This window comes from Pseudoblastomonas marina (assembly GCF_034374265.1).
GTDB lineage: Bacteria > Pseudomonadota > Alphaproteobacteria > Sphingomonadales > Sphingomonadaceae > Alteriqipengyuania_A > Alteriqipengyuania_A marina.
The window spans coordinates 2,119,305-2,141,135 of sequence record NZ_CP139718.1 but is presented as its reverse complement, the minus strand read 5'-3'; the positions used below and the strand labels follow the sequence as shown (position 1 = coordinate 2,141,135).

Here is a 21,831-nt window from a genome sequence, read left to right as displayed (position 1 = left end):
GCTCAGACCTGCAGATACGCGGGGAACCGCAGATGCCGCCGCGCGACATCCACGAATTGCGGGTCGCGCCGGGCGGCCCAGACCGCGACCATGTGGCCGAGCGCAAAAAAGGCGATGCCTGCGATCCACAGCTGCAGACCTAGGCCGATCGCGCCCGCCAGTGTGGCATTGGCGATGGCAAGCCCGCGCGGCGCACCGCCGAGCAGGATGTGCTCGGTCAGCGCCCGGTGGACAGGCACCGCAAAGCCGTTCGGAAGGGAAGATTGACCGCTGTCCATCAGACCAGCGCTCCGCCGCCGAAGGAGAAGAACGAAAGGAAGAAGGAGGATGCGGCAAAGGCGATCGAAAGCCCGAAGACGATCTGGATCAGGCGCCGGAAACCGCCCGACGTATCTCCGAAGGCAAGCGCCAGCCCGGTGGCGATGATGATGATTACCGCGACGATCTTGGCGACCGGGCCCTGGATGGATTCGAGGATAGCCTGGAGCGGCGCTTCCCAGGGCATCGACGAACCGGCGGCATGGGCGGGCGTGGCGACAGCCAGTGCCGCGAAGCTGCCCAGCACAAGGGCCGACAGGCGCGAGCGCGCCCGCATGAATTTATGGGTCACGAAGGGTCTCCTGCTGAGGATGGAAGGGGAGCGAGAACGTATTCGCCTGTGGCATCGAGTCCGCGAACTTCGGCGAGTTCGGCAAGGCGCCGCCCGGTGCCGTCGCGCACGAGCACGGCGATGATATCGATGGTCTCGGCGATAAGAGCGCGCGGCACGGTGACCACGCTTTCCTGGATCAGCTGTTCGAGCCGCCGCAGCGTACCGAGCGCCGAGCCGGCGTGAATCGTGCCGATCCCGCCCGGATGACCTGTGCCCCAGGCTTTCAGCAGATCGAGCGCTTCGGCACCGCGCACCTCACCGATCGGAATGCGATCGGGCCGCAAGCGCAGCGCGGATCGGACGAGATCGGACAAGGTCGCAACGCCGTCCTTGGTTCGCAGCGACACCAGATTGGGCGCTGCACATTGCAGCTCCAGCGTATCCTCGATCAGAACGACACGGTCGGACGTGGATGCGACTTCGGCGAGCAACGCATTGGTGAGCGTCGTCTTGCCGGTCGAGGTGCCGCCAACCACCAGAATGTTCTTCTTTGCAGCGACTGCACCGGCAAGCGCTTCGGCCTGCCATTTGCTCATGATCCCTGCCGTCACATAATCGGCCAGTGAGAACACCGCGATAGCTGGCTTGCGGATGGCAAAGCTGGGAGCGGCAACCACCGGGGGCAGCAGACCTTCGAAGCGCTCGCCGCTTTCCGGCAGTTCGGCGGACACACGCGGTGCGCCTGCATGAACCTCGGCGCCGACATGATGGGCGACCAGCCGGATAATCCGCTCACCATCGGCTGCGCTCATCAGACATTCGCTCGCCGCGAGACCCTCGCCCAACCGGTCCACCCAGAGACGCCCGTCGGGGTTGAGCATGACTTCGATGACATCGGGCTCGTCGAGCCAGCGGGCGATGTCGCCGCCAAGCGCAGTGCGCAGCATGCGCGCGCCGCGCGATGAGACTTCGGATCGAAGGGGGATGACGCTCATGGACTGCCTCGGATGCGGCAACCGACCATCGGCTGCGTTCGCGAGGCAGATCAAAAAGACATTACTTTGCCCTCAGGCAATAGCGATCTGCAATGAGGGTAGAAGAGCGAAGAATAAGAAAGAAAGGAAAAGGCCAAATCGGAAGGTCGCCGCCGTCCAAGCTCGAACGCCGCGCGATCGCGGTTGCTTTGCCTGGCCAGGTTTGGTCTTATCGGCGCACCGATTTCAACGAAGGTTGTTCCTTGCGCAGACCCGGCCCCGCCTATCTCGATTTCATGGCCTCAACTCCGGTCGATCCCTCGGTCATCGATGCGATGACGGACGCGATGAGCCATGATTGGGGCAATCCGCATTCGGATCATGCGCATGGCCTGCAAGCCTCGAAAATTGTCGAACGATCGCGCGAAGCGCTTGCGGCGCTGCTCGGTGCCGGGGAGGACGAAATCCTCTTCACGAGCGGAGCAACCGAGGCGAACAACCTCGCCATCAAAGGTGTTATGAGCTCAGCCGAACGACGCGGAAACCATCTGGTGGTGTCGTCGATCGAGCACAAATGCGTGCTGGAAGCCGCCCGTTCGCTCGTCAAACGCGGGATCGAGGTCACCGAGGTCAGACCAGGGTCAAATGGCCGCGTTCGCGCAGAAGCCATCGCGCAGGCCCTGAGGCCCGACACGGCGCTCGTATCGGTCATGCACGCCAACAACGAAACCGGCGTTATTCAACCCGTGCACGAGATTGCCGAAATCTGCCATCGCCAGGGCGTCCTGTTTCACACAGACGCGGCGCAGACCGTCGGAAAGATCGATGTCGATTTCACTTATATCAGTGCCGATCTGCTGAGTTTCTCCGGTCACAAGTTCTACGGTCCAAAAGGAATCGGCGGCCTTGTCGTGTCGCGCGCCGCACGGGTACGGCTCGTTCCGCAGCTTGATGGCGGTGGACAGCAACCTCTCGGACGCAGCGGCACAGTGCCCGTTCCGCTTTGCGCCGGGCTTGCGGCGGCGGCGCGGCTTTACGAGCGCCATGGTCAGTCAGCCCGTACACATATTCAATTATTACAAAGACTTTTCGAAGATCGGATCGCCAAGAAAGGATGCCCTTTCACTATCAATCCGCATGCCGAGCGCATCCCGGGTTGCACGAGCCTCAGGGCCGAGGGAGTTAATGCGGAAGACATCCTCTTGCATGCCCGCGGCGATCTATCAGCATCGACAGGTTCAGCCTGCAACTCAGGCAGCATCGAGCCGTCTTACGTCCTGTTGGCGCAAGGGCTTTCCTTCGACGAAGTTTCGTCGTCCATGCGCATCGGGATTGGCCGGACCACTTCCGAGGCCGACATCGACCGGGCCGTCAGTGCGCTCTTGGCCGCGCACGAGAAGGCCTACCGGACCGCTGCCTGAGGCCTAAATGTTCGCACAAGAGCCGCGACAGGGTTGCCAACTGGGGGAAATCCCCAGTAGGAACAAATCATGCTCAGAGGACCCCTTGGACAGCCCGGCGTCAAGACGCGCTTCGCGGGACATGAAACCTTCCCGCTGAGGCGGCTGTGGCTGCGCAAGGCTTACGATGCCGTCTGCGAGGATGCGGAGGCTCCGACCCCCAATACCTTCGACAAGGACGAAGGGATCATCCGGTTCGGGGTCGGCAAGAATATGGTTGCGGCAATCAAGCATTGGGCGCTCGCGTGCCGTATCATTGAAGAAGACCCGGAGCGGGGTGTCGGCGCCTTGAAGGCAACGCCCTTCGGAGATCTCATCTTCGACCGCGATTCAGGTCTCGATCCGTTCATGGAAAGCCTCGCGACCACATGGCTGCTCCATTGGCAGATCGCCAGCAATTTCGAGCGCGCCACGACGTGGTATTATGCGTTCAACCATCTGAATGCACATGGGTTCGACCGCGACGGCATTGCCGAGCCGATCCGGCTGCTGTGTGCCCAACTCGACCGGTCGCGGGCCTCCTCCACAACGATCAAGCGGGACGTGGAATGCTTCGTCAGATCCTATGTCGCCAAGGTCGGCGCGGGCGCGGTCGACGATCAGGTGGAAACCGTACTTGGCGAACTCGGTCTCATGCGCGAAGTGTCATCGCGATCTTTCGCTTTCCGCCACGGACCCAAGCCCGGTCTGCCCGACGGCATCTTCCTTTTTGCCCTTGCCGATTTCTGGGCAAGGCGTGCGCCCGAGCAGGCAACGCTCGCCATCGATACGCTGGTGTACGAGCCGGGATCGCCGGGGCGGATCTTCAAGCTAGATGAGGACGCGCTGATCGACCGGCTTGTCGATATCGAAGGGGCCGCCAAGGGCGCCTTTCTGTGGACCGATAGCGCAGGCGTGCGCGCGATTGCCAGGCGGGGAGAAGGCCTGCCTGATCCGGCCTCCTTCATCGCCAGCGCCTATCCGCACACCAAGGCGCTCGCGGCATGACGCAGACTTATCTCTCAGACCATGTTTCGGTCGCGCCGCGCTACCAACGATCGATCAGGATCGATGCCGATTTTGGCCAGGCCGATCCCCTCTCCGGTTATGTCCTTCAAGGATCGGCGCGCGATGCGTTGACCACCACGCTCCGCCTCGCGACAAACGGCCAGGGCGCGTTCACCTGGACGGGCCCTTACGGCGGCGGCAAGTCGAGCCTCGCGCTTGCGCTTGCCTCCTACTCGCTCGGGCGCGGGCCCGCCTACAAGGAAGCGAAGCAATTGCTTGGCGATGTGCCCGAAGTGGCCGACGTTTTTGGGCGTGCGCCCAAGGACTGGCTCTGCGTGCCGGTGAGCGGTCGGCGGGGCAACCCGGTGGCGGACCTGCGCGAAGCGCTCGCATCAGCAATCGCTGGCGAGCCGGGCCACGCTCGGACCAAGCGGTCCAGGATGGAAGCCGCTGACGGGCGCGATATCGTCGAGCGGCTGCAACGCGAGGTTGAAGCGCGTCCCAGGGGCGGGGTTCTCGTCATTGTCGACGAACTGGGCAAATATTTGGAAGGTGCTGCCGATCACGCCGTCGACATCCATTTCTTCCAGGATCTCGCAGAGGCGGCCAATCGCAGCGAGGGAAGACTTATCGTTGTAGGCGTGCTGCACCAGGCTTTCGAGCGCTATGCCGATCGCCTCGGACAAAGCGTCCAGGACGAATGGCGCAAGGTTCAGGGCCGCTTTGCGGATGTCCCGATCATTACGGCGGTCGACGAGGTCATCGAATTGGTCGGTCGTGCCGTCACGACAGAGCGTTCGCACCCTCAGTCGCATGCGATTGCCGCCATTGTTGCAAGCGAAATTGCCGAACGGCGACCAGGTGTGCCCAAGGATCTTGCGGAAAGGCTCGACGATTGCTGGCCTCTCAACCCAGCCGCGGCAGCGCTGCTTGGTCCGATCACCCGGCGGCGCTTCAGCCAGAACGAACGCAGCCTGTTCGGTTTTCTCGCCTCGGCGGAACCCAATGGCTTCACCGAATTCCTTCAGCGCACGACACTCGCCTCGGAAAGAACCTTCGGACCGGCAGAACTGTGGGACTATTTGCAGGTCAATCTGGAGCCGGCGATCATGGCTTCGCCCGACGGCCATCGCTGGGCACAGGCCGCAGAGGCGATAGCGAGGGCGGGCCGCGACGGCACCCACCTGCGCTTGCAGATCGCGAAGACCGTGGCGGTCATCGATCTGTTCAGCAATGGATCGGGGCTGGCAGCCTCGTCCCGGACGATTGCGGCAAGCCTCGGTCAATCCGATGCGGACGTCGAGGAGCAGCTTGCCGATCTCGTCAAGATTTCGGCGCTGGTCTACCGTCGCCATCTCGGTGCCTATGCAATCTATGCCGGCAGCGATTTCGACATCGAGGGCGAAATCGAGGCGCGCATCGCCGAACGCGGGCGGCTCGAGATAGCGTCGCTGAACGATCTCGCCTCGCTGCAGCCGATTCTGGCCAAGCGGCATTACGCCGAATATGGCACGCCGCGCTGGTTCGACGCACAGATCGGCGAACTGGCGCCGCAAGGGCTTGGTCCGAAAGACGTTCGGGTTAGCGCCGGGGCTGCTGGCAAGTTCCTGCTGCTTCTGCCTGGGATCGACGTCGATCCCGACCAAGCGGAGGCGAGCCTGATCGAAGTCTCGCGCACGGAGCATCGGCACGGTCTGCCCGTAATTGTCGGTCTTGCATCGAACAGTGCGGACATTCGCAAAACAGCGATCGAGCTCGAAGCTGCGCGAGACGTGCGCAACGAAAGCCCCGAACTGGCTGGCGATGCTGCCGCCCGCCGCGAGATCGATGCCCGCATTGCCCATTTGTCCGCGCAGCTGGAAGGTCTCCTGAGAGAGGGTTTCGAGCGCGCGCACTGGTTCGACACGGGTAAACCGCTCGATTTGCAGTCGCTTTCCTATGGCCTGTCGCAAGCAGCAAGCGATATCGCCCGGCGGACTTTCCGGCAGGCTCCGATCGTGCATTCCGAACTCATCAATCGTCGGCGGCCTTCGAGCAATTCCAATGCGGCGTTGCGAGCCCTGTTGCATGCTATTGTAGTGGGCCGCGGCGAGCAGCACTTCGGGATCAAGGGCTATCCGGCCGAGAAGGGCCTAGCGGTTACCGTTCTGGAACGCGCGGGTCTCTATGTCCGGCAAGGCGAGCGGTGGGACTTCGTTCCGCCCGGCGAAACCAGCACGTTCGGCCCTCTCTGGTCGCTAACCGATGGCCTGCTCGAAGCCGGCGAGCAGGTTGGTGTTGCCGACATTTACCGGGCGTGGGGCGAGCCGCCTTACGGCGTGCAGCAAGGCGTGATGCCCCTATTACTCGTGACCTATCTTTTCTCGCGCCGTCATAGCACTGCGATCTATGCGAAAGAGGCCTTCCAGCCGGCCATATCCGATTTGGTCATGGATCTTCTGCTGCAGGACCCCGAACATATTGCGCTGAGATCGGTTCCGACCGATGCCGCGAATGCGGTCGCGCTGAAGGAGTTTGCCGCCGTCGCGAGCGAATTCGTCGAAGAGGCGCCATCGGAGGAGCCGCTCGATATAGCACAGGCGCTCGTGCAGTTTGCGTACAGCCTTCCCAACTGGTCCCGCAAGGCGCAAGCCACACTCTCCAAGCAAGCGATCGATGTGCGCCGCTTGTTGCTCGATGCGGACGATCCCTACCAGCTCCTCTTCGTCGACATACCCGAAGCGCTCGAGGCTTCAGGCGAAGGCACCGCACGTGCGCTGCGCACGGTCCTCAGCGAACTTGATCGCGCTTACCCAGACATGATCGAGGATCTGAAAACCCGGATGCTGGAGGGCCTGAAACATCGCGATGCAGAAAATCTCGCCGAGTTGGTGGAGCGAGCCAAGCGAATAGCGGGGCATGGGGGAGACGACCTCAAGCTTCGAGGCTTCATCACGAGGCTGGCCGAGTTCGATGGGTCGACGGAAAGCATGGCGGAAATTTGCGGCCTTGTGATGGGCAAGCCGGTGACGACGTGGCACGATCTCGAGCCAAGCCGCGCGGCGATGCAGCTGTCGGAATACGCCTACCGGTTCCGCCGCGTGGAGCTGTTCGGCGACAGCGACCAGCAACCGACCCAGACCGCCGTGATGGTGATGGCGGGTGTCGGGTCGACCGAGCGAAGCGTCGTCCGCAGAGCACAGATTGCAACCGAGGCGCAGAAGCGTCTAGGGCCACTCCTCGACGAGATCGGCAAGACGCTCGACGCCGCACAGCTCGAGCCCGATATGGTGCTCGCCGTGATCGCGGAGCTCGCACAGCGTCATATCGAGGATGACGGCGAGCGCGATGTAACTGTGCCCATCAGCGCGGAGAAGGAAGCGTGACCGGCAAGGCGATGCATGTTCTGGGTCTGTCCGGCGGACGAGACAGCGCTGCCCTCGCGGTCTGGATGCGCGATCACCGTCCGGACATCGATGTGCGGTATTTCTTCACTGACACCGGCAAGGAGCTACCCGAGGTCTACGATTATCTCGGCCGCCTTGAGGGCTTCCTTGGCAAAACCATTGAAATGCTCAACCCTGGTCGGGATTTCGATTTCTGGCTAGCCGAATACGGCCACTTCCTGCCTTCCCCGCGGACCCGCTGGTGCACCCGACAGCTAAAGATTCAGCCGTTCCAGAAGTGGCTCAAACCGCATCTCGACGCAGGCGTGGAGGTGCATTCCTATGTCGCGATCCGGGCCGACGAACCGAGTCGTTCGGGGATGATCGCTACGCATCCCAACATGCACGTCCATTTCCCCTTGAGGGAGGCCGGCCTCGACAAGGCTTCGGTCATCGGTCTGCTGGAAAACTCCGGGCTCGGCCTGCCGGACTATTACCGTTGGCGCTCTCGCAGCGGTTGCACATTCTGCTTTTACCAGCAGAAAATCGAATGGGTGCGGCTGATGCGCGAGCACCCGGACGCCTTCGAGGAAGCCAAGCGCTACGAGAAATCAGCCATCGAGCACGGTTCACCGTTCACCTGGACCCAGAACGAAAGTCTCGAAGAACTGGCGCTGCCGGAGCGGGTTGCCGAGATCGAGCGTAATCATGCAGAGCGCAAGGCACAGGCGCTCGCTCGCAGAATGCCAAATCCGCTGCGAGCACGGATCACCGATGAGACGGTGGAACAGATGCTGGCCGACGAGGACAGCGGCTGCCTCGTCTGCCACAAATAGCCAGCCGCCAGCTTTCTGCTCAACGAAGGGACGAGCCCGCACCCAGTATATGCCTCGGAGTGTGCCGGGTCCGAGAATTCTTATATCACAATTCTGTTGCCTCTTGCCCGAGCATGCTTTTCTTACCAGCCGAAATATCGCTAGGTAATCAAAGCACATGGACACAACCGCTGGGGGTAGGGTCTCTTGACCATCGATGTAGAAAAGGCCTTTCGGGCAAATCCAAGAAGCGTCTTACAATTCCTGCAAGTCCCGGGGCAGGGTTGCTACATTCCCGCCTATCAACGGGAATACCGGTGGGACAAAGAAAACGTCAATCGACTGTTCGAGGATGCGCTTCACGGCCTGAGTCTGCTTCCTGAGCGAGAGGAAACGATCAGCTTCCTCGGTACGATCATCGCGATCCACGACACGCAGTATGTGACCGTGAAGCCGCATTTCCGGAACGAGATGCCACGGCCGGTGATGACGATCATCGACGGCCAGCAGCGCATCTCGACGTTCATTCTGCTCTTTGTTTCAATTCACAATCTTCTGGCGACCTGCCTGCCCTCGGTCGAGAAAGATGACGAAGAAGGCAGCGCCTGGCTGCTTGAAGAAATTCAGAAGATGATGGCGGAACTTCGCGACTGTTTCATCCTCGACAAACGCAGCGGAAAGGCGCTCAACAGGTACTATCCACGTCTCATCAGATCGTTCGACGATGTGTGGTCTTCAAAACCGGAAGCCCGGTATTCGAGCGCGATCGCCCGCCTGATTTGGGACTACCTCAAGCATATCGAGAACGAGGAGACCGAGGCCAAGCAATTTCGTCCGAGCGAGCCCGATGGCGAAAAAGCTTCGACGCACATGAATGTGGCCGCCGTCTTCCGGCATATGAACAAACGCCTTCGCGACCTTGTGCAACCGCAGGAGGAGATGCCGAGCCTGATCGAGCAGGCGCTCAAAGCCGGATTCGGCGAAGCGCTCTTTGGTTTCGAAGTCCCATCCGAGGTCGCCGAAAGGCTCCGCAAGGATGACGAGACGACCACGGGCAAGCGTTTCCGGCTTGCCTTTGCCGCGATTATTTTCGCCCACTACTTGCAAAGGCGGATGGCCTTCACAGTTGTCGAAAGCGAAGGCGAAGATGACGCTTTCGATATGTTCGAGGCTCTCAATACGACCGGCGAACCGCTAACCGCATTCGAAACCTTTCGGCCCCGGGTGATCGACGCGGAAGGCCTAGAGGATTATCAATCCACCCCTTCGCACGCGGACATGCTGCGGACCGAGAAATACGTCGATCGCTACGCCAAGGACGCGAGCAAGCTGCAGCGCACGACCTCCGAACTTCTTGTCGCTTTCGCGCTCGCAGAAACGGGCCAGAAGCTGGGTAAGAAGCTCAACGAGCAACGACGTTACTTGCGCGCACAATACGGCGATCCGGACGACAAGACCCGTACGGAATTTCGGCGGGGCTTCGTAAAACGTTTGGGCGATGTGTCCGATCTCATGTCGACTTCGTGGGATCCTGCAGAAACCCTTAATCCCAGCTTCGGCGGCCTCTCGAACATCGACGAGCCGGCGAAGGTCGCGTTCGAGTTTCTGCGTGGACTTAAGCATACGGTCACGATTCCACCGCTCAGCAGATTTTTCGGGGCCGCATTATCCGCCGATCCGGAAGAGCGCCTTCAGAAATCGGTGGCCTTTGCCGATGCAATCAAGGCGAGCGCTGCCTTCACTGCGATCTGGCGCGGAGCATTCGGCACGACGTCGGGCATCGATGCGGTGTATCGCGATGTCATGCTTTCCGGCGACGGGCAGGCTGCCCTTGCGGCACGGCCCTTCTCAGGAAACCCATCCACCAAACGCAAGAGCGCGCTCGACATCGCACTTTACAAACGCGTCCTGTGCGATGCGCTGGAAAAGGCCGGCATTTCGGAGAAAGGGAGCTGGTCCGGTAAAGTCGAAACGAGCCTGTTAGCCAAGCACGGGACCGAGGTTGCGAAATTCCTTCTGATAGCTTCGGCGCACGACGTAGAACCCGACCTCAAGAATCCGGGTTTGGTCGTATCCGGCCGGAAAGGTGTTCATCCAACCCTGACGCTGGATGCCTGGAACCTGCTTTCGCCCATGCAGGTCGAGCACATCGCTCCACAGCAAGGGGCGAGCACTGACTGGCCCGCTGACCTCTACGACGAACGAGAGCTGTTCCAGACTCTGGGTAACCTCACGCTGCTGCATCGCGACCACAACATCGTGGTGTCAAATCACCCCCAACCGAAAAAGATGGCAAGCTACCGCGCCTTGGCATCGCGAACGTCCGAAGCCTTCGAAACCGCGCGCGACGAAGCCAGAAAGTTAGGGTATGACTTGCCCGAAAGATCGGATGCGATCCTCGCCGAAGCAACCCACGCCAGACTGTTGATTCCGCTCGTGGAATGTCCGTCCGACTGGGACGGGGAATTCGTGCGCCAACGCTCGCGAAGGTTGGCGGAAATTGCATGGGATCGCTTACGGCCATGGTTGGACTGACGGCCTTGTCGCGCAGTTGCAAACCAATGCCTTGGCGTCACGAGAGGACTTAAAGCTTGTTCCGAATTACTGCCCGAACTGTTCTCGAACTTGGCTCTGAACTAATCAGTTCGGATATTATCGCGTTTTATGAGCTCATCAAGAACGGTTTCGACGCTAGAACAAAAGCTGGGGTCGACGTAAAGTTCGACATTGTCCTGACACGCCGAGCATTTCTACGCCTCAAGGGTACAATACACGGAGAAGCGAGCCTCCTGGATCTGAAGAAGCTCATCAAAAATGAGCTTCTTCCTACGGCGTCAGAGGCTGCGTACACCGGCTTCCTCGCATTGATGGATGAAGCGACTACAAAACAAGAGCTTACCGAAAAGCTCGATCAAGCCCAGCGACGCTTCAACACAATCACCGTGACAGATACGGGAAGCGGAATGTCGCTAGAGGATTTGGATCGAAGCTTCCTCGTGATCGGAACGCCATCAAGGAAAAAAGAAGTCGAAGCAGCGCTTGCGCGTGGAGACAAGAGCACCCCGTATCTCGGCGAAAAAGGTATCGGGCGCCTGTCGGCAATGCGTCTTGGCGAGCGGTTGCTGGTTGAGACGGCCCGTTCAACCGACAAGAAACTCAATCGTCTCGAAATCGATTGGACTGAGTTCAGCAATGTCGATGCAATGCTCGATCAAATTGCGGTGGCCCCGACGAAAGGAGGAAAAAAACCCAGTGCGGAGTGGTCCGGCACAGCTTTGACGATCAGCGACCTTGTCGAGAATTGGACCGAAGCGAGGGTCCGCGACATGGCGGACTATGAATTTGCCCGCCTGACCGACCCTTTCGCCAATGCGACAACGCGACCTCGGATCGCCATCTTCTGGAACGGAGAAAGGATCGGCATTCCCATAATGTCCGGTGCCCTGCTCGATGCTGCCCATGCACGCGTGTCAGGCACATATGAGCTCATCGATGGCGCACCCGTTCTGACCTGCACTTTCGAGGCGTTGGATCTCGGGTTCGAGCATCCGCGAGAGAGGCAAACCGTAAAGCTCACGGAAGAAGATCTTCAAGCCACGATCATCGGGAAAGACGGACCTGTCGAGGATAGTGCGCTGCGTACAATCGGGCCATTCTCATTCGAGGCACATTGGTACAACCGCCGCAGACTCGGCGCAATCGACACTATTGGCGAGCAAAAAGCTGTTCGTGAGTTGCAACAGAAATGGTCGGGGATCTTGCTGTTCCGCGATCGCTTCCGTGTTTTTCCCTACGGCGAGGATGAGGACGACTGGCTTGAACTTGACCGCCGGGCTCTGCGTCGATCTGGCTACACTCTCAACAAAACCCAATTTATTGGGCGGGTAAACATTTCGCGGATCGCGAACCCGCAGCTGCTGGATCAAACGAACCGTGAAGGGCTGCGCGAGACTTCGGAGCAATATGTGCTTTTGGAAGTCCTGCGGTACGCCGTGCAGGATATGCTCGGCAAATTCATGAAGGATGTCGAACGGCAGTACAAACATCAAAAAGTGGATCTGTCCGACGCGCAGGCACAGGTTACCAAGCTTGAGGACCGAGCCAAAAACGCCATCCGTCAACTCAAGAGACTTACACCGTCCGAGGGCGACGACGCGATAGAGGAGCTCCAGCAAACTCTTTTCGAGTTCTCCGAGTTCGCGGCGCGCGCGCGCCAGCGCATCGCGGAAGTCGAACAGGAAAGCCGACAGATGATCGAGATGGCAGGTGTTGGCCTCATGGTCGAAGTGGTCGCACACGAACTAGCCCGCTCATCCGAAAATGCACTGAAGGCTCTTGCCCATATGAAGGGTCGCGATGTCCCAGACCGCCTGCGCAGCTACTTCAATACGTTGCAGGCGGAAATGAAGAGTGTCAGCAAGCGCGTGCGCGTTCTCGACCCGATGAGCGTCTCTGGTCGACAACGATCGGAAGTCTTTGCACTCGACGAAGTCATTCGGGACGCCATTGAAGCCCATCATGCCCAATTCAAGCGTCATAAGATCGACGTGATCACCGACCTGACTACGCGACCTCTGCGGATCAGGGCAGTCAAGGGAATGATCGTTCAAATCATTGAAAATTTGATTTCGAATTCAGTCTATTGGCTAGATATGCGTGCGGAGCGAGAACCGTCCTTCAAGCCGAAAATTTCAATCTCGCTTGAAAGTGACCCACCCGTGATGATGTTCGAAGACAATGGGCGCGGCATTGCTCCGGAAAACCGAGACCAGGTTTTCAAGATGTTCTTTTCGCTCAAGGATACGCGCAGGAGGCGCGGACTTGGCCTTTACATCGCCCGCGAGGCGGCCATGCATAACGGCGGCACACTTGAATTGGACGAGGAGCGCGATCCGGAGACAGGCAGACTCCACAAATTCGTTCTCGAATTGCCAGCAGGAGCGCAGGTGTGACGCTTGGAGACCTTCTGGCGGAAAAGAGAATAACAACTGCTCTCGTGGTGGATGACGTCTGTGACGCCGTGCCGACAGCGGTGGATATTGGACCCGAGAACGAGGCTTGGGCGATCTTCAATGACGACCTTACCGCCGAACAACGCCAGCTTATCGAAGCTGCATATGAGGTTGCGAAAGACAGAAGTTTCGATGAGCTGGTGTCCGATGATGCCTATGTGGCAGCCGTATGGGGCTTGCGCGATACCCTTACGGAAGTCGCCACTCCTTTGTTCGAGCAGTATCTTGCCGATCAGGCATCTGACCAAACTTATGTCGATGTGGTGGTCCAGAAGCTTCAAGAGCTCGGGCTCGAGTGTCGGACTTCCGGGCGCGACTTCATCGAAGCTGCGCAGGAGGTCGATCTCATTGTTATCGACCTGTTCTTCAACAAAGCGCAGGACGAGGCGGCCCTTCACGCATCCAAAAGGATGCTGCGCGACGCCATAGAGAAGCGTCGAGCCACGCCGCCCCTGGTTATCCTTATGTCACGCAGTCCTCGGCTCGAAGACAAGCGAGAAGAGTTTCGAGACGAAGTGGGCCTCTTGGACTCGGGTTTCAGGATCATAAGGAAATCGGAACTAGAAGAGGCAGGCAAACTCGATCGCCAGCTTGAGCGCCTTGCCCACAATGCGGATGACTCCCGCATGCTCGCGCGATTCTTTGAATCCCTCGAACAGGGAATGGCTGAAGCCACTTCGCGAACGCTCAAACTTTTGCGAAATCTCCGCCTCTCGGACATCGGTCAGATCCAGCAACTGCTACTTAACGCCGAGGGCGAACCGGCGGGAAGCTATCTGGTCGATGTCTTCGATCGTGTTCTGCAACACGAGATCGAACGTGAGCGGCAAATCATCGATGCGGCAATTCCCTTAAACGCCTTTTCCGCCGTTAGTCATCCTTCGCCCTACGTTGCCGGATCCCCCGCACTTCAGGAACTGGTGGAACGTCTCCTGACCCAAAACAGCGAACGATTGCGACTTCCCGGTTCGCTGGAAGCTCAAGTGACTTTTGGAGATGTGTTGCAGGTCACAGAAGGATCAGACCTCGACCAACTTCGCACCACGATAGCCGTCGATCTCGATGCCAATACGGTCCTTCTTGTCCTCACGCCGGTGTGCGATCTGCAGCGCAACGGAGCTCCGCGCATTCTGCTCCTAGTCGGCAAAACGCAATCACTCGGAGTAACGAGCTGGAAGTACGGCGACGATGCCCGGACTGCAGCGATCCGCCTCGACGACGAGGTTTCTTGGATAAAATGGAACCTCAAGCATATCGATACGGTGTCGCATGAACAGCTGAGCAAGGCATTTGACGATAACGATCTGAAGGTAGTGGCACGTCTGCGCGAGGCGCATGCCTTGGAACTCCAGCAACGCGTATTGTCAGGCCTCGGACGCGTAGGTCTCGTGGCAGCCATGCCAGCGACATTCGCTGTCGACGTCGAGATCTATCATCCGGACAGCGAAGGAGTGCCGGTAAGACTAGATGTTCCAGCTCTCAATGACGGGGCGGTCTGCTTCGTTGGACGAGAAGATAATGGGAAGCCGGCGCTGAGGTTGGTCATGACCGATGTAAGCTGCGATGGCGTCTTGGATGCTCTCAATAAGCTGGACCCCGATCTTGTAGCGCCCGGTGCGCGGGCTGTTCTTTCTCATGTCCAGAGCTCCGAGGATCTGCGCAAACTCCTCGAAACCGGACTAGACCTCAATTCAGCGAAATCAGATAGTTGGACCCATATACCCTCGATCAGCGGAGAACAGGCGCTAGCGAAGATGGGACTGTTAGCGTGGAACTACGATTTCGCTCCTGAGGCCTTGGGAAAGAAAGACTTGCCCAAGGCAGGGGTTATCATCTTGGTGAAAGACAGAGAGCAGGCCGATGCCGTCGGTCGCGACGAGGCGATACGTAGCGGTCTGTTGCCCACTGAACCCGATAGCGAACCTTCATCGGACTGATGGGGAGACATTCGTTGTTTCCAATGTCGCTCCCCATACATACCAAAGCGAGAAAAATTGGATATCAAAACTGGGCTCTTCTTGAATTGAGTCGTCTTGGCAGTTTCTTTGCCAGCCTGGAAACAGCGGCGGATGTCTGATCGTATCCTTTCAGCGCTTCAAGCTGCGCATCATCTCGGGATCACGCCGGAACTCCTGACCGCTTATGCTCGGCCGAACTTTGCACCGGGGCGAGCAACATCGCGACCACTCAGGTCCCTGGAGAGCACCGGCCCGATCCACTTTGCTGAAAGCGAACTCGATGCATTCGACGGCATCTTGCAGCAGCCCTGGAGCAAAAGCGCGAAGGATCGTCCATCAATACCAGCTGCTATTGTTGCCCACCTCAAAGCGGAAAGCCGCAATCAATGCGCGTGGTGTGGAAGCGGCAGTCGGATAGAAACTGCACATATCGGGTCGTGGGCTGCGACCCTCTCGCACTACCATCATAATCTCATCCGATTGTGCTCAGTTTGTCACGGAAGGCACGATACGGAAGGCACGATCACCACCGCACAGCTCAAAGCGCGTAAATCGGAGATGGTAGAAGCGACCCGGGCAAATCTCCGCGCACGGATGGACGGAACCTTAACGCACACGCGTATTCCCCGCCCCACGGCTCGGTTCTATGGTCGTGAGAACGACGTCGATAAACTCGTCCAAAGCCTAGTAGCAGGAAGCTCAATTCTAATTTCGGGGCCAGGTGGCATCGGCAAGACCGAATTGGTTCTCCAGGCGCTTCACAAGCTTGGATCGGATCGTAAAGCAATCTGGGTGGATGTGGAGCGCTACGCGTCTTCCAGCGCAGTGCTGGACGCTCTTCGGATTGCGCTTTCCGCCGACGGCGAGCCTTGTGGGTTTGAAGATATCGCGCATCGCCTTGACCAGTGCGAGGCGATTTTGATCCTCGATGGCATCGATCGAGGCAACCTGGACGATCTAGAAGATTTCGAGGACAGGTTCAGCAAGCTGCATGCGGAAACTCGAAAAGCCCAGTTTGTAATCACCTCACAAGTGAACCTGGTGCGAGCCCCTGTCGACGTTCGACACGTGGCAGGAGCGCTCGGACGCGCGGACAGTCACAAGTTGCTCGCGAGCGGATTTGATGAAGGCATCTTCGATGAAGGACCTGAACTCGAGGAACTACTCGAACTTTGCGAGGGGCATGCGCTCACATTGCAGCTCGCGGGAGCGATCACGTCGCACTACGGATCCGTGCGCCATTGTATCGACCTCGTGAACGAGCGCGGTTCCCAGGCCATTGCTCTTCCGGCTCGTCAACGACACGATCGCACAAGCTCTCTGGATATCTGTCTCGATGTCGCCTTCCATGCATTATCGCCCGAGGCGCAGGCCATGCTCTGGGTGATCGCTCAGGCTCCAGCCGGTCTTTTCCGAGCTCAACTCGAACGCGGAAACTTCGAAATTATGGAGCCGGTCGAGGCCCTCGCCCAATTGCGTCGCTGGAATCTCATCTACACCACTGATCCTGGCATTCGCGAGCGGATCCACTGCCTGTCACCTATACGCCTCTTTGTGGCGGACCGGTGGCCTAAGGCAAATCGCGAATGGGCAGATAAACTCAAACGGTCCCTCCTGCTCGATATTGCGATGATAGTGTCGGTGATCGAGGACAGGTCGCTCGAGGCGGAAGAGGTCGGATACATGGTCGCCCGGTATTCGGAAGAGATGCCGAATATCAATTACCTCATAAACGAAGCCTTCAAGAAGGAGGCAAATGATGAAGTGGCCTTGCTAGCAGAAGCGGTATGCTCGTCGCTGGTCAGATATTTCTTTGTGCAACGTATGGCCGAGGAGGGTGGGCACGCGATGCTGAAGGCGGCCAGGATTGCGCTCGCTAATAATCGGCCTGACAGAGCCGCCTCATTCGCAGGTATGCTCATTGGCCTCGCTAGACAGTCAGGGGCCGATATTGCCGGAGTCGCCGAAGAAGTTATTGTCAAGGTCGAAGCCTGTCGCCCTTTGAGCGATGGCGCCGAAGGAGACCTGCTGATAGCCAAGACTATGCTGGCGCTCGATGCAGGCGAACCCGAACGCGCGAGCAATTTGTCACGTGAGGCCTTTGAAAGGTTCAAGGCCGCTAGCAGGAAGCTGGATAAGCCTTTGCCGGGTGATCGAGATGAACTCGACGAACAAGCGGAGAAAGAACGCCGCGAAGGGATCCACAACGATCTCGCTTCCGCCCTGCAGTTGCATGGCGATGCCCAACTCGCCATGCGGAAATATAAGGAGGCCGCCGATGCCTATCGGCACGCGCTTCGGCATCAGCGAGGCGCCTCGGTAGCGGTCAACCTCGGACAGACATTGCATCAGATCGGCAATTGCGAAGGCAATCTGGGCAATCACGCCCAGGCCACCGAATACTACGCGAAAGCGCTGACCGTTTTCCTCGCGGTCGAGATGAAAGAGTTCACCAGCAATGCCAGCGGCGAACTGGGGTTCGCTCTCATCGACGCAGATCTACCCAGCGTACGAACCGGGAAACCTGAAGGCCTCCAGGCCTGTTTCGAGGATCTCGAATGGGAAATTCGCAGGTGCCTGCAGGATAGTTCTGTGGACCTGAACCGAGCCTTCGTAGTCGCTCGCAAGGCTTTCGGTACCGTCGCACTCGGGATCTTCGCGCGCCAGGCGCGCCTGACGGGTGACTGGGCTTTGCAGACCGCAACAGACCTTCTCGTGCCGTTCGCCGATGCCGCCGCTTCGTTCGACGAGCGGTTCGCCTACACCGTATTGAACATTCCGTTGCAGCTCGCATTCCTTGTTGGGGAGCTTGAAGCCAGTCGGGACAGCACAGGCGATCCGGAGATCGGGTTAGTGCACGAATTGCTGAGGTTTTGCTGCTCCCCCGATCCACGCTCCCGCGATATGTTCCGGTTAGCAGACTGGCTCGCCACCTACCTTACACGCGAGATGGGAGTGGAGGGCCTGACGGGAGCCAGAGTCCGCGAGTTCATGGTGAATGCGGACGACGGGGTCCATGACGAGCTGGAGCTATTTCGACCGCGACCAGAAAAAAGCACCGAGTGATGTACTTCGGCTTCAAGCCCTGATCATTTTTCGGACTTTATCTGGAGCTCAGCCAGCCTTTCGGAACATACCTCGTGGACGACCCGGCCGAGTTCCTCGACCTGTGCGCCGAGCCAATCGAGCTCTTCCTTGGTAATACGGTAATGCTTCGAGTATCGTGCCTTGACGTACGCTTCCTTCAGCTTCTCGAAGCGCGCACGATCGCGGCGCGTGTCGCGCGGCCAGACATAGATCAGGCGTGGGTCGATCCGCTCGGCCTGGGTGCGAAGGAAACCAAGATTATGCACATGCGGTGTATAGAACGTGCAGACCAACAGCACGCAATGGTATAGAAATTCGGCCGATTGATGCATGTCGAAGGATGCGGGTTTTACGAATCCTCGCTCCCGACCCACCTTTGATAGCTCATATCGCTGCATCGCTGTCGGAAACCACTCGTCGAAATACTCTTGCGCCATCGCCAGCGCTTCGCCGGCCGTCTTGGGCTTCGGCGTGTGGAGCTCGGTGTCATCGGATTGGTAAAGCGCGACCCCGTCCTTCGCGACGTCCATAAAGAAATAGCGTCCGTGCGCGAGACCGTCGTTCACCTCCTGCAGGGTGTGAACGATGAAATTGACCGGCGTCTTGAGCGATTTGGTCACGCCGTACTCGCGCATCAGCCGGTCATCGAGCTTCGACCAGTACTTGACCCGGTCGACCAGCCGCTTGTCGTTGACGATGATGAGCAGATCGTAGTCCGACTGGTAGCCCTTGGCCGTATGCGGCTCGTCGACCCAGGTGCCGCGCGCATAGCTGCCGTAGAGAATGATCTTGAGAATGCGGCCGGCCTTCTTCCACTCGTGCTTCGCCAGGGCAAAGGCATCATCGAATTCTTCGAAAATCAGCTGCACCACGCGCTCAAGTTCGCGTTGCTTTTGCGGAGGCAGGTGATCGAGTTCGGTGCGCATTACTGGACCTTTAGCAAGCACTTGGAATGGTTGCACCCTCGCATTCCTGCAGGTGCGTCGGCATACCTAAGAAAGCGTCCCTCTCCTCCATTGGTTGGATTTCTCCGCCGGACTATCGAAGGCTTCTGTCAGGGCTACGCCGGAGGCTCTGGGCCGCTTCCGTTTGTCTTCTCGACCTCACCAAGCTCTGGTTCCGGGACCGCGCGAATGAGATCGTCAGCGAGATGCCTGCCCGTTTCCATGCGCCGCGCGAGCGCTTCGACGAAGAAGTCGAACCGCTTTTCTACATCGGCACGCGCGGCAGCGTTGGCCTCGACCGGAGTTGCCGGCGTCACCGCCAGCCATCGCCTCAGATAGAGCGCGAAAGCCTCGTTCCCGACCTCGATATGATAGTCGAGCTTGCCGATCTGTCGGCTTATGCGATCAAGGCGTCGGCTGAAGGCCGCTTCCATGCGTTCCGATCCATCGGGAGAGAGAAAAGAGCCGATGGCGGCCTCCACCACCGAAGCCTGCGAAACACGCTTGCGACCCGCATAGTCTGCAAGCTGCCTGGAAAGGGCTGGCGGCAGGCGGAAGGTATGCTTGATACGGTTGCTCTTGCTCATAGCTCGATACCGTCGCCGGGATCGAGCGCAGCGCGCCGCGCATTGGCCTGCATCCGCTCGGCCATTCTGCGATTGCGGTTTGCCTGATCGTCGTCCGTTCGGTCGTCAAACTCAAATTCGTTGGGGATCTCGACTGGCGGCGGCGCCACATCTACGTAGTCCGGCAATTCAGGCGATTGGCGGATCCCGCCATCGGACTGGCGATCATCGACCTCGTACTCTTCAGACCCGGTCAGCGATTTCTTCAATTGCACAGGCGCGGTCACATGTCTCCCGTGCCATTCGCTCTCGTCCGCCGCAAACTCCGACTTTTGGACCGTCGGTGGACGCTCTACCCGTTTGCTGAACCGGGGGTCGCGGTAGTAGCGCGCTTTTCTGGCACGGATCGGATGCACGCCTGCGAGCAACACGATTTCGTCGGTGTCGGGCAGCTGCATGATTTCGCCTTGGGTCAGTAGAGCGCGCGCCGTCTCCGAGCGCGAGACCATCAGGTGACCAAGCCACGGAGAGAGGCGGTGTCCGGCATAATTGCGCATCGCCCGGGTTTCGGTCGCGGTCCCGAGCGATTCCGAAACGCGCTTGGCAGTGCGCTCATCATTGGTCGCGAAGCACACCCGCACATGGCAATTGTCGAGAACGGCATTGTTCTGCCCGTAGGCTTTCTCGATCTGATTCAATGACTGGGCGATCAGAAAGGCCTTGATGCCGTAGCCCGCCATGAAGGCGAGCGCGCTTTCGAAAAAGTCGAGCCTACCCAAGGCAGGGAACTCGTCGAGCATAAGGAGAAGCCGCTCGCGAACGGCACCTTCCTGCAGGTCCTCGGTCAGACGTCTTCCGAGCTGGTTGAGAATGAGCCGGATGAGCGGCTTGGTGCGGCTGATGTCTGACGGCGGGACGACGAGATAGAGCGTGACCGGCCGGCCCTGTGCTACGAGGTCCGCGATGCGCCATTCGCAATGCCGCGTGACCTTGGCGATAACCGGATCGCGGTACAGCCCGAGGAACGACATGGCGGTCGAGAGCACGCCCGAGCGTTCGTTCTCCGACTTGTTGAGCAATTCTCTCGCCGCGCTTGCAACCACCGGATGGACGCCGTCTTCCCCCAGATGCGGCGTGCGCATCATTGCGGTCAGTGTCGCCTCGATTGATCGGCGCGGATCGGACAGGAAGTTCGCCACCCCGGCAAGCGTCTTGTCAGGCTCGGCATAAAGCACATGCAGAATGGCCCCTACAAGCAGCGCATGGCTGGTCTTCTCCCAGTGGTTGCGCCGTTCAAGCGAGCCTTCGGGATCGACCAGCACATCGGCGATGTTCTGCACGTCGCGCACCTCGTTGATGCCGCGTCGCACTTCCATCAGCGGGTTGTAGGCTGCCGACGCCTCATTGGTCGGATCGAACAGAAGCGTGCGACTGAACCGGGAGCGGAAGCCTGCGGTCAGCTCCCAGTTCTCACCTTTGATGTCATGGACGATCGCCGAGTGCGGCCAGGTCAGCAGCGTCGGGACGACAAGACCAACACCTTTGCCGCTGCGGGTCGGTGCGAAGCAGAGCACATGTTCGGGGCCGTCGTGACGAAGATAGAGATTGGCATGCTGGCCGATAATGACGCCCTTGCCTGCCAGAAGGCCCGCGCGTGAAATTTCGGAACGGGTCGCCCAGCGCGCCGAGCCATAGGTCGCGCTGTTCCTGATCTCTCGGGCGCGCCAGACCGACATGCCGATCGCAACCATGACCGACACGAGACCGCCCGATGCGGCGATCATTCCGCCGGTTTCGAAGATGCGAGGCGCATAGGCTTCGTAGCTGAACCACCACCAGAAGATGGCATAAGGCGGATAGACAGGCACTCCGGAGAAGCTGAACCACGGCGCGCCCAATTGCGCCTGATAGCCGAGCGCGTGTGCCGTCCATTGCGTGCCCGCCCAGACGCCTGCAAGCGTCAAGGCAAAGACAGCTACGATCTGGCCCCACAAAATTCTCGTCGCAGACACGCCGTCCTCCTTTTGCCAAAGCAGGTCGACGTAGGGATCACCGATATGCAAGGTGCGAA

14 protein-coding genes are annotated in these 21,831 nt (G+C 59.3%); 8 read left to right on the top strand and 6 right to left on the bottom strand.

The features are described 5' to 3' along the window. Window positions 1–2: 2 nt before the first annotated feature. From T8S45_RS10535 to trbB, 3 genes are read right to left on the bottom strand one after another with little or no spacing between them, the layout of a single operon-like run. The gene (locus T8S45_RS10535) at window positions 3–278 is read right to left on the bottom strand and encodes a VirB3 family type IV secretion system protein (protein ID WP_322293701.1); all 276 of its coding nucleotides are present in this window, start codon (window positions 276–278) and stop codon (window positions 3–5) included. Beyond that, a complete protein-coding gene (locus T8S45_RS10530; protein ID WP_322295224.1) occupies window positions 278–595 on the bottom strand; it encodes a TrbC/VirB2 family type IV secretion system protein in 318 nt (105 codons plus the stop codon). The genes T8S45_RS10535 and T8S45_RS10530 overlap by 1 nt, the downstream gene beginning before the upstream one ends. A gap of 11 nt (window positions 596–606) precedes the next feature. Beyond that, window positions 607–1,587, bottom strand: coding sequence for a P-type conjugative transfer ATPase TrbB (gene trbB / locus T8S45_RS10525; protein ID WP_322295223.1), 981 nt, complete (start codon window positions 1,585–1,587; stop codon window positions 607–609). A gap of 92 nt (window positions 1,588–1,679) precedes the next feature. On the opposite strand from trbB, the gene T8S45_RS10520 reads away from it, so the two are divergent. The 8 genes from T8S45_RS10520 (at window position 1,680) to T8S45_RS10485 (ending at window position 18,229) form a co-directional block, all read left to right on the top strand. Beyond that, complete coding sequence (locus tag T8S45_RS10520) at window positions 1,680–2,987, top strand: cysteine desulfurase family protein (RefSeq protein WP_322293700.1); 1,308 nt, start codon at window positions 1,680–1,682, stop codon at window positions 2,985–2,987. Between the two features lie 69 nt (window positions 2,988–3,056). Then, on the top strand, window positions 3,057–4,013 hold the full coding sequence (locus T8S45_RS10515) for a DUF4007 family protein (RefSeq protein ID WP_322293699.1): 957 nt from the start codon (window positions 3,057–3,059) through the stop codon (window positions 4,011–4,013). Beyond that, the gene (locus T8S45_RS10510; protein WP_322293698.1) at window positions 4,010–7,378 is read left to right on the top strand and encodes a hypothetical protein; all 3,369 of its coding nucleotides are present in this window, start codon (window positions 4,010–4,012) and stop codon (window positions 7,376–7,378) included. The genes T8S45_RS10515 and T8S45_RS10510 overlap by 4 nt, the downstream gene beginning before the upstream one ends. Beyond that, the gene (locus tag T8S45_RS10505) at window positions 7,375–8,214 is read left to right on the top strand and encodes a phosphoadenosine phosphosulfate reductase domain-containing protein (RefSeq protein ID WP_322293697.1); all 840 of its coding nucleotides are present in this window, start codon (window positions 7,375–7,377) and stop codon (window positions 8,212–8,214) included. Before T8S45_RS10510 ends, T8S45_RS10505 begins: the two co-directional genes overlap by 4 nt. A gap of 186 nt (window positions 8,215–8,400) precedes the next feature. Then, on the top strand, window positions 8,401–10,728 hold the full coding sequence (locus T8S45_RS10500) for a GmrSD restriction endonuclease domain-containing protein (protein WP_322293696.1): 2,328 nt from the start codon (window positions 8,401–8,403) through the stop codon (window positions 10,726–10,728). A gap of 56 nt (window positions 10,729–10,784) precedes the next feature. Continuing rightward, window positions 10,785–13,145: a sensor histidine kinase gene (locus tag T8S45_RS10495; RefSeq protein ID WP_322293695.1), complete on the top strand. Its 2,361-nt coding sequence runs from the start codon at window positions 10,785–10,787 to the stop codon at window positions 13,143–13,145. Further along, window positions 13,142–15,142, top strand: a complete 2,001-nt coding sequence (locus tag T8S45_RS10490; protein ID WP_322293694.1) for a hypothetical protein — start codon at window positions 13,142–13,144, stop codon at window positions 15,140–15,142. The genes T8S45_RS10495 and T8S45_RS10490 overlap by 4 nt, the downstream gene beginning before the upstream one ends. 132 nt (window positions 15,143–15,274) lie before the next feature. Then, entirely contained in the window at window positions 15,275–18,229 is a 2,955-nt protein-coding gene (locus T8S45_RS10485; protein WP_322293693.1) for a tetratricopeptide repeat protein, read from the top strand. Between the two features lie 23 nt (window positions 18,230–18,252). On the opposite strand, the gene T8S45_RS10480 is transcribed toward T8S45_RS10485, so the two are convergent. The 3 genes from T8S45_RS10480 to T8S45_RS10470 all read right to left on the bottom strand — a co-directional run bounded on the left by T8S45_RS10480 (window position 18,253) and on the right by T8S45_RS10470 (window position 21,772). Next, window positions 18,253–19,176, bottom strand: a complete 924-nt coding sequence (locus T8S45_RS10480) for a HEPN domain-containing protein (RefSeq protein WP_322293692.1) — start codon at window positions 19,174–19,176, stop codon at window positions 18,253–18,255. Window positions 19,177–19,310: 134 nt separating this feature from the next. After that, a complete protein-coding gene (locus T8S45_RS10475) occupies window positions 19,311–19,781 on the bottom strand; it encodes a CopG family transcriptional regulator (RefSeq protein WP_322293691.1) in 471 nt (156 codons plus the stop codon). Further along, complete coding sequence (locus T8S45_RS10470; protein ID WP_322295222.1) at window positions 19,778–21,772, bottom strand: conjugal transfer protein TraG; 1,995 nt, start codon at window positions 21,770–21,772, stop codon at window positions 19,778–19,780. Before T8S45_RS10470 ends, T8S45_RS10475 begins: the two co-directional genes overlap by 4 nt. Window positions 21,773–21,831: the final 59 nt, after the last annotated feature.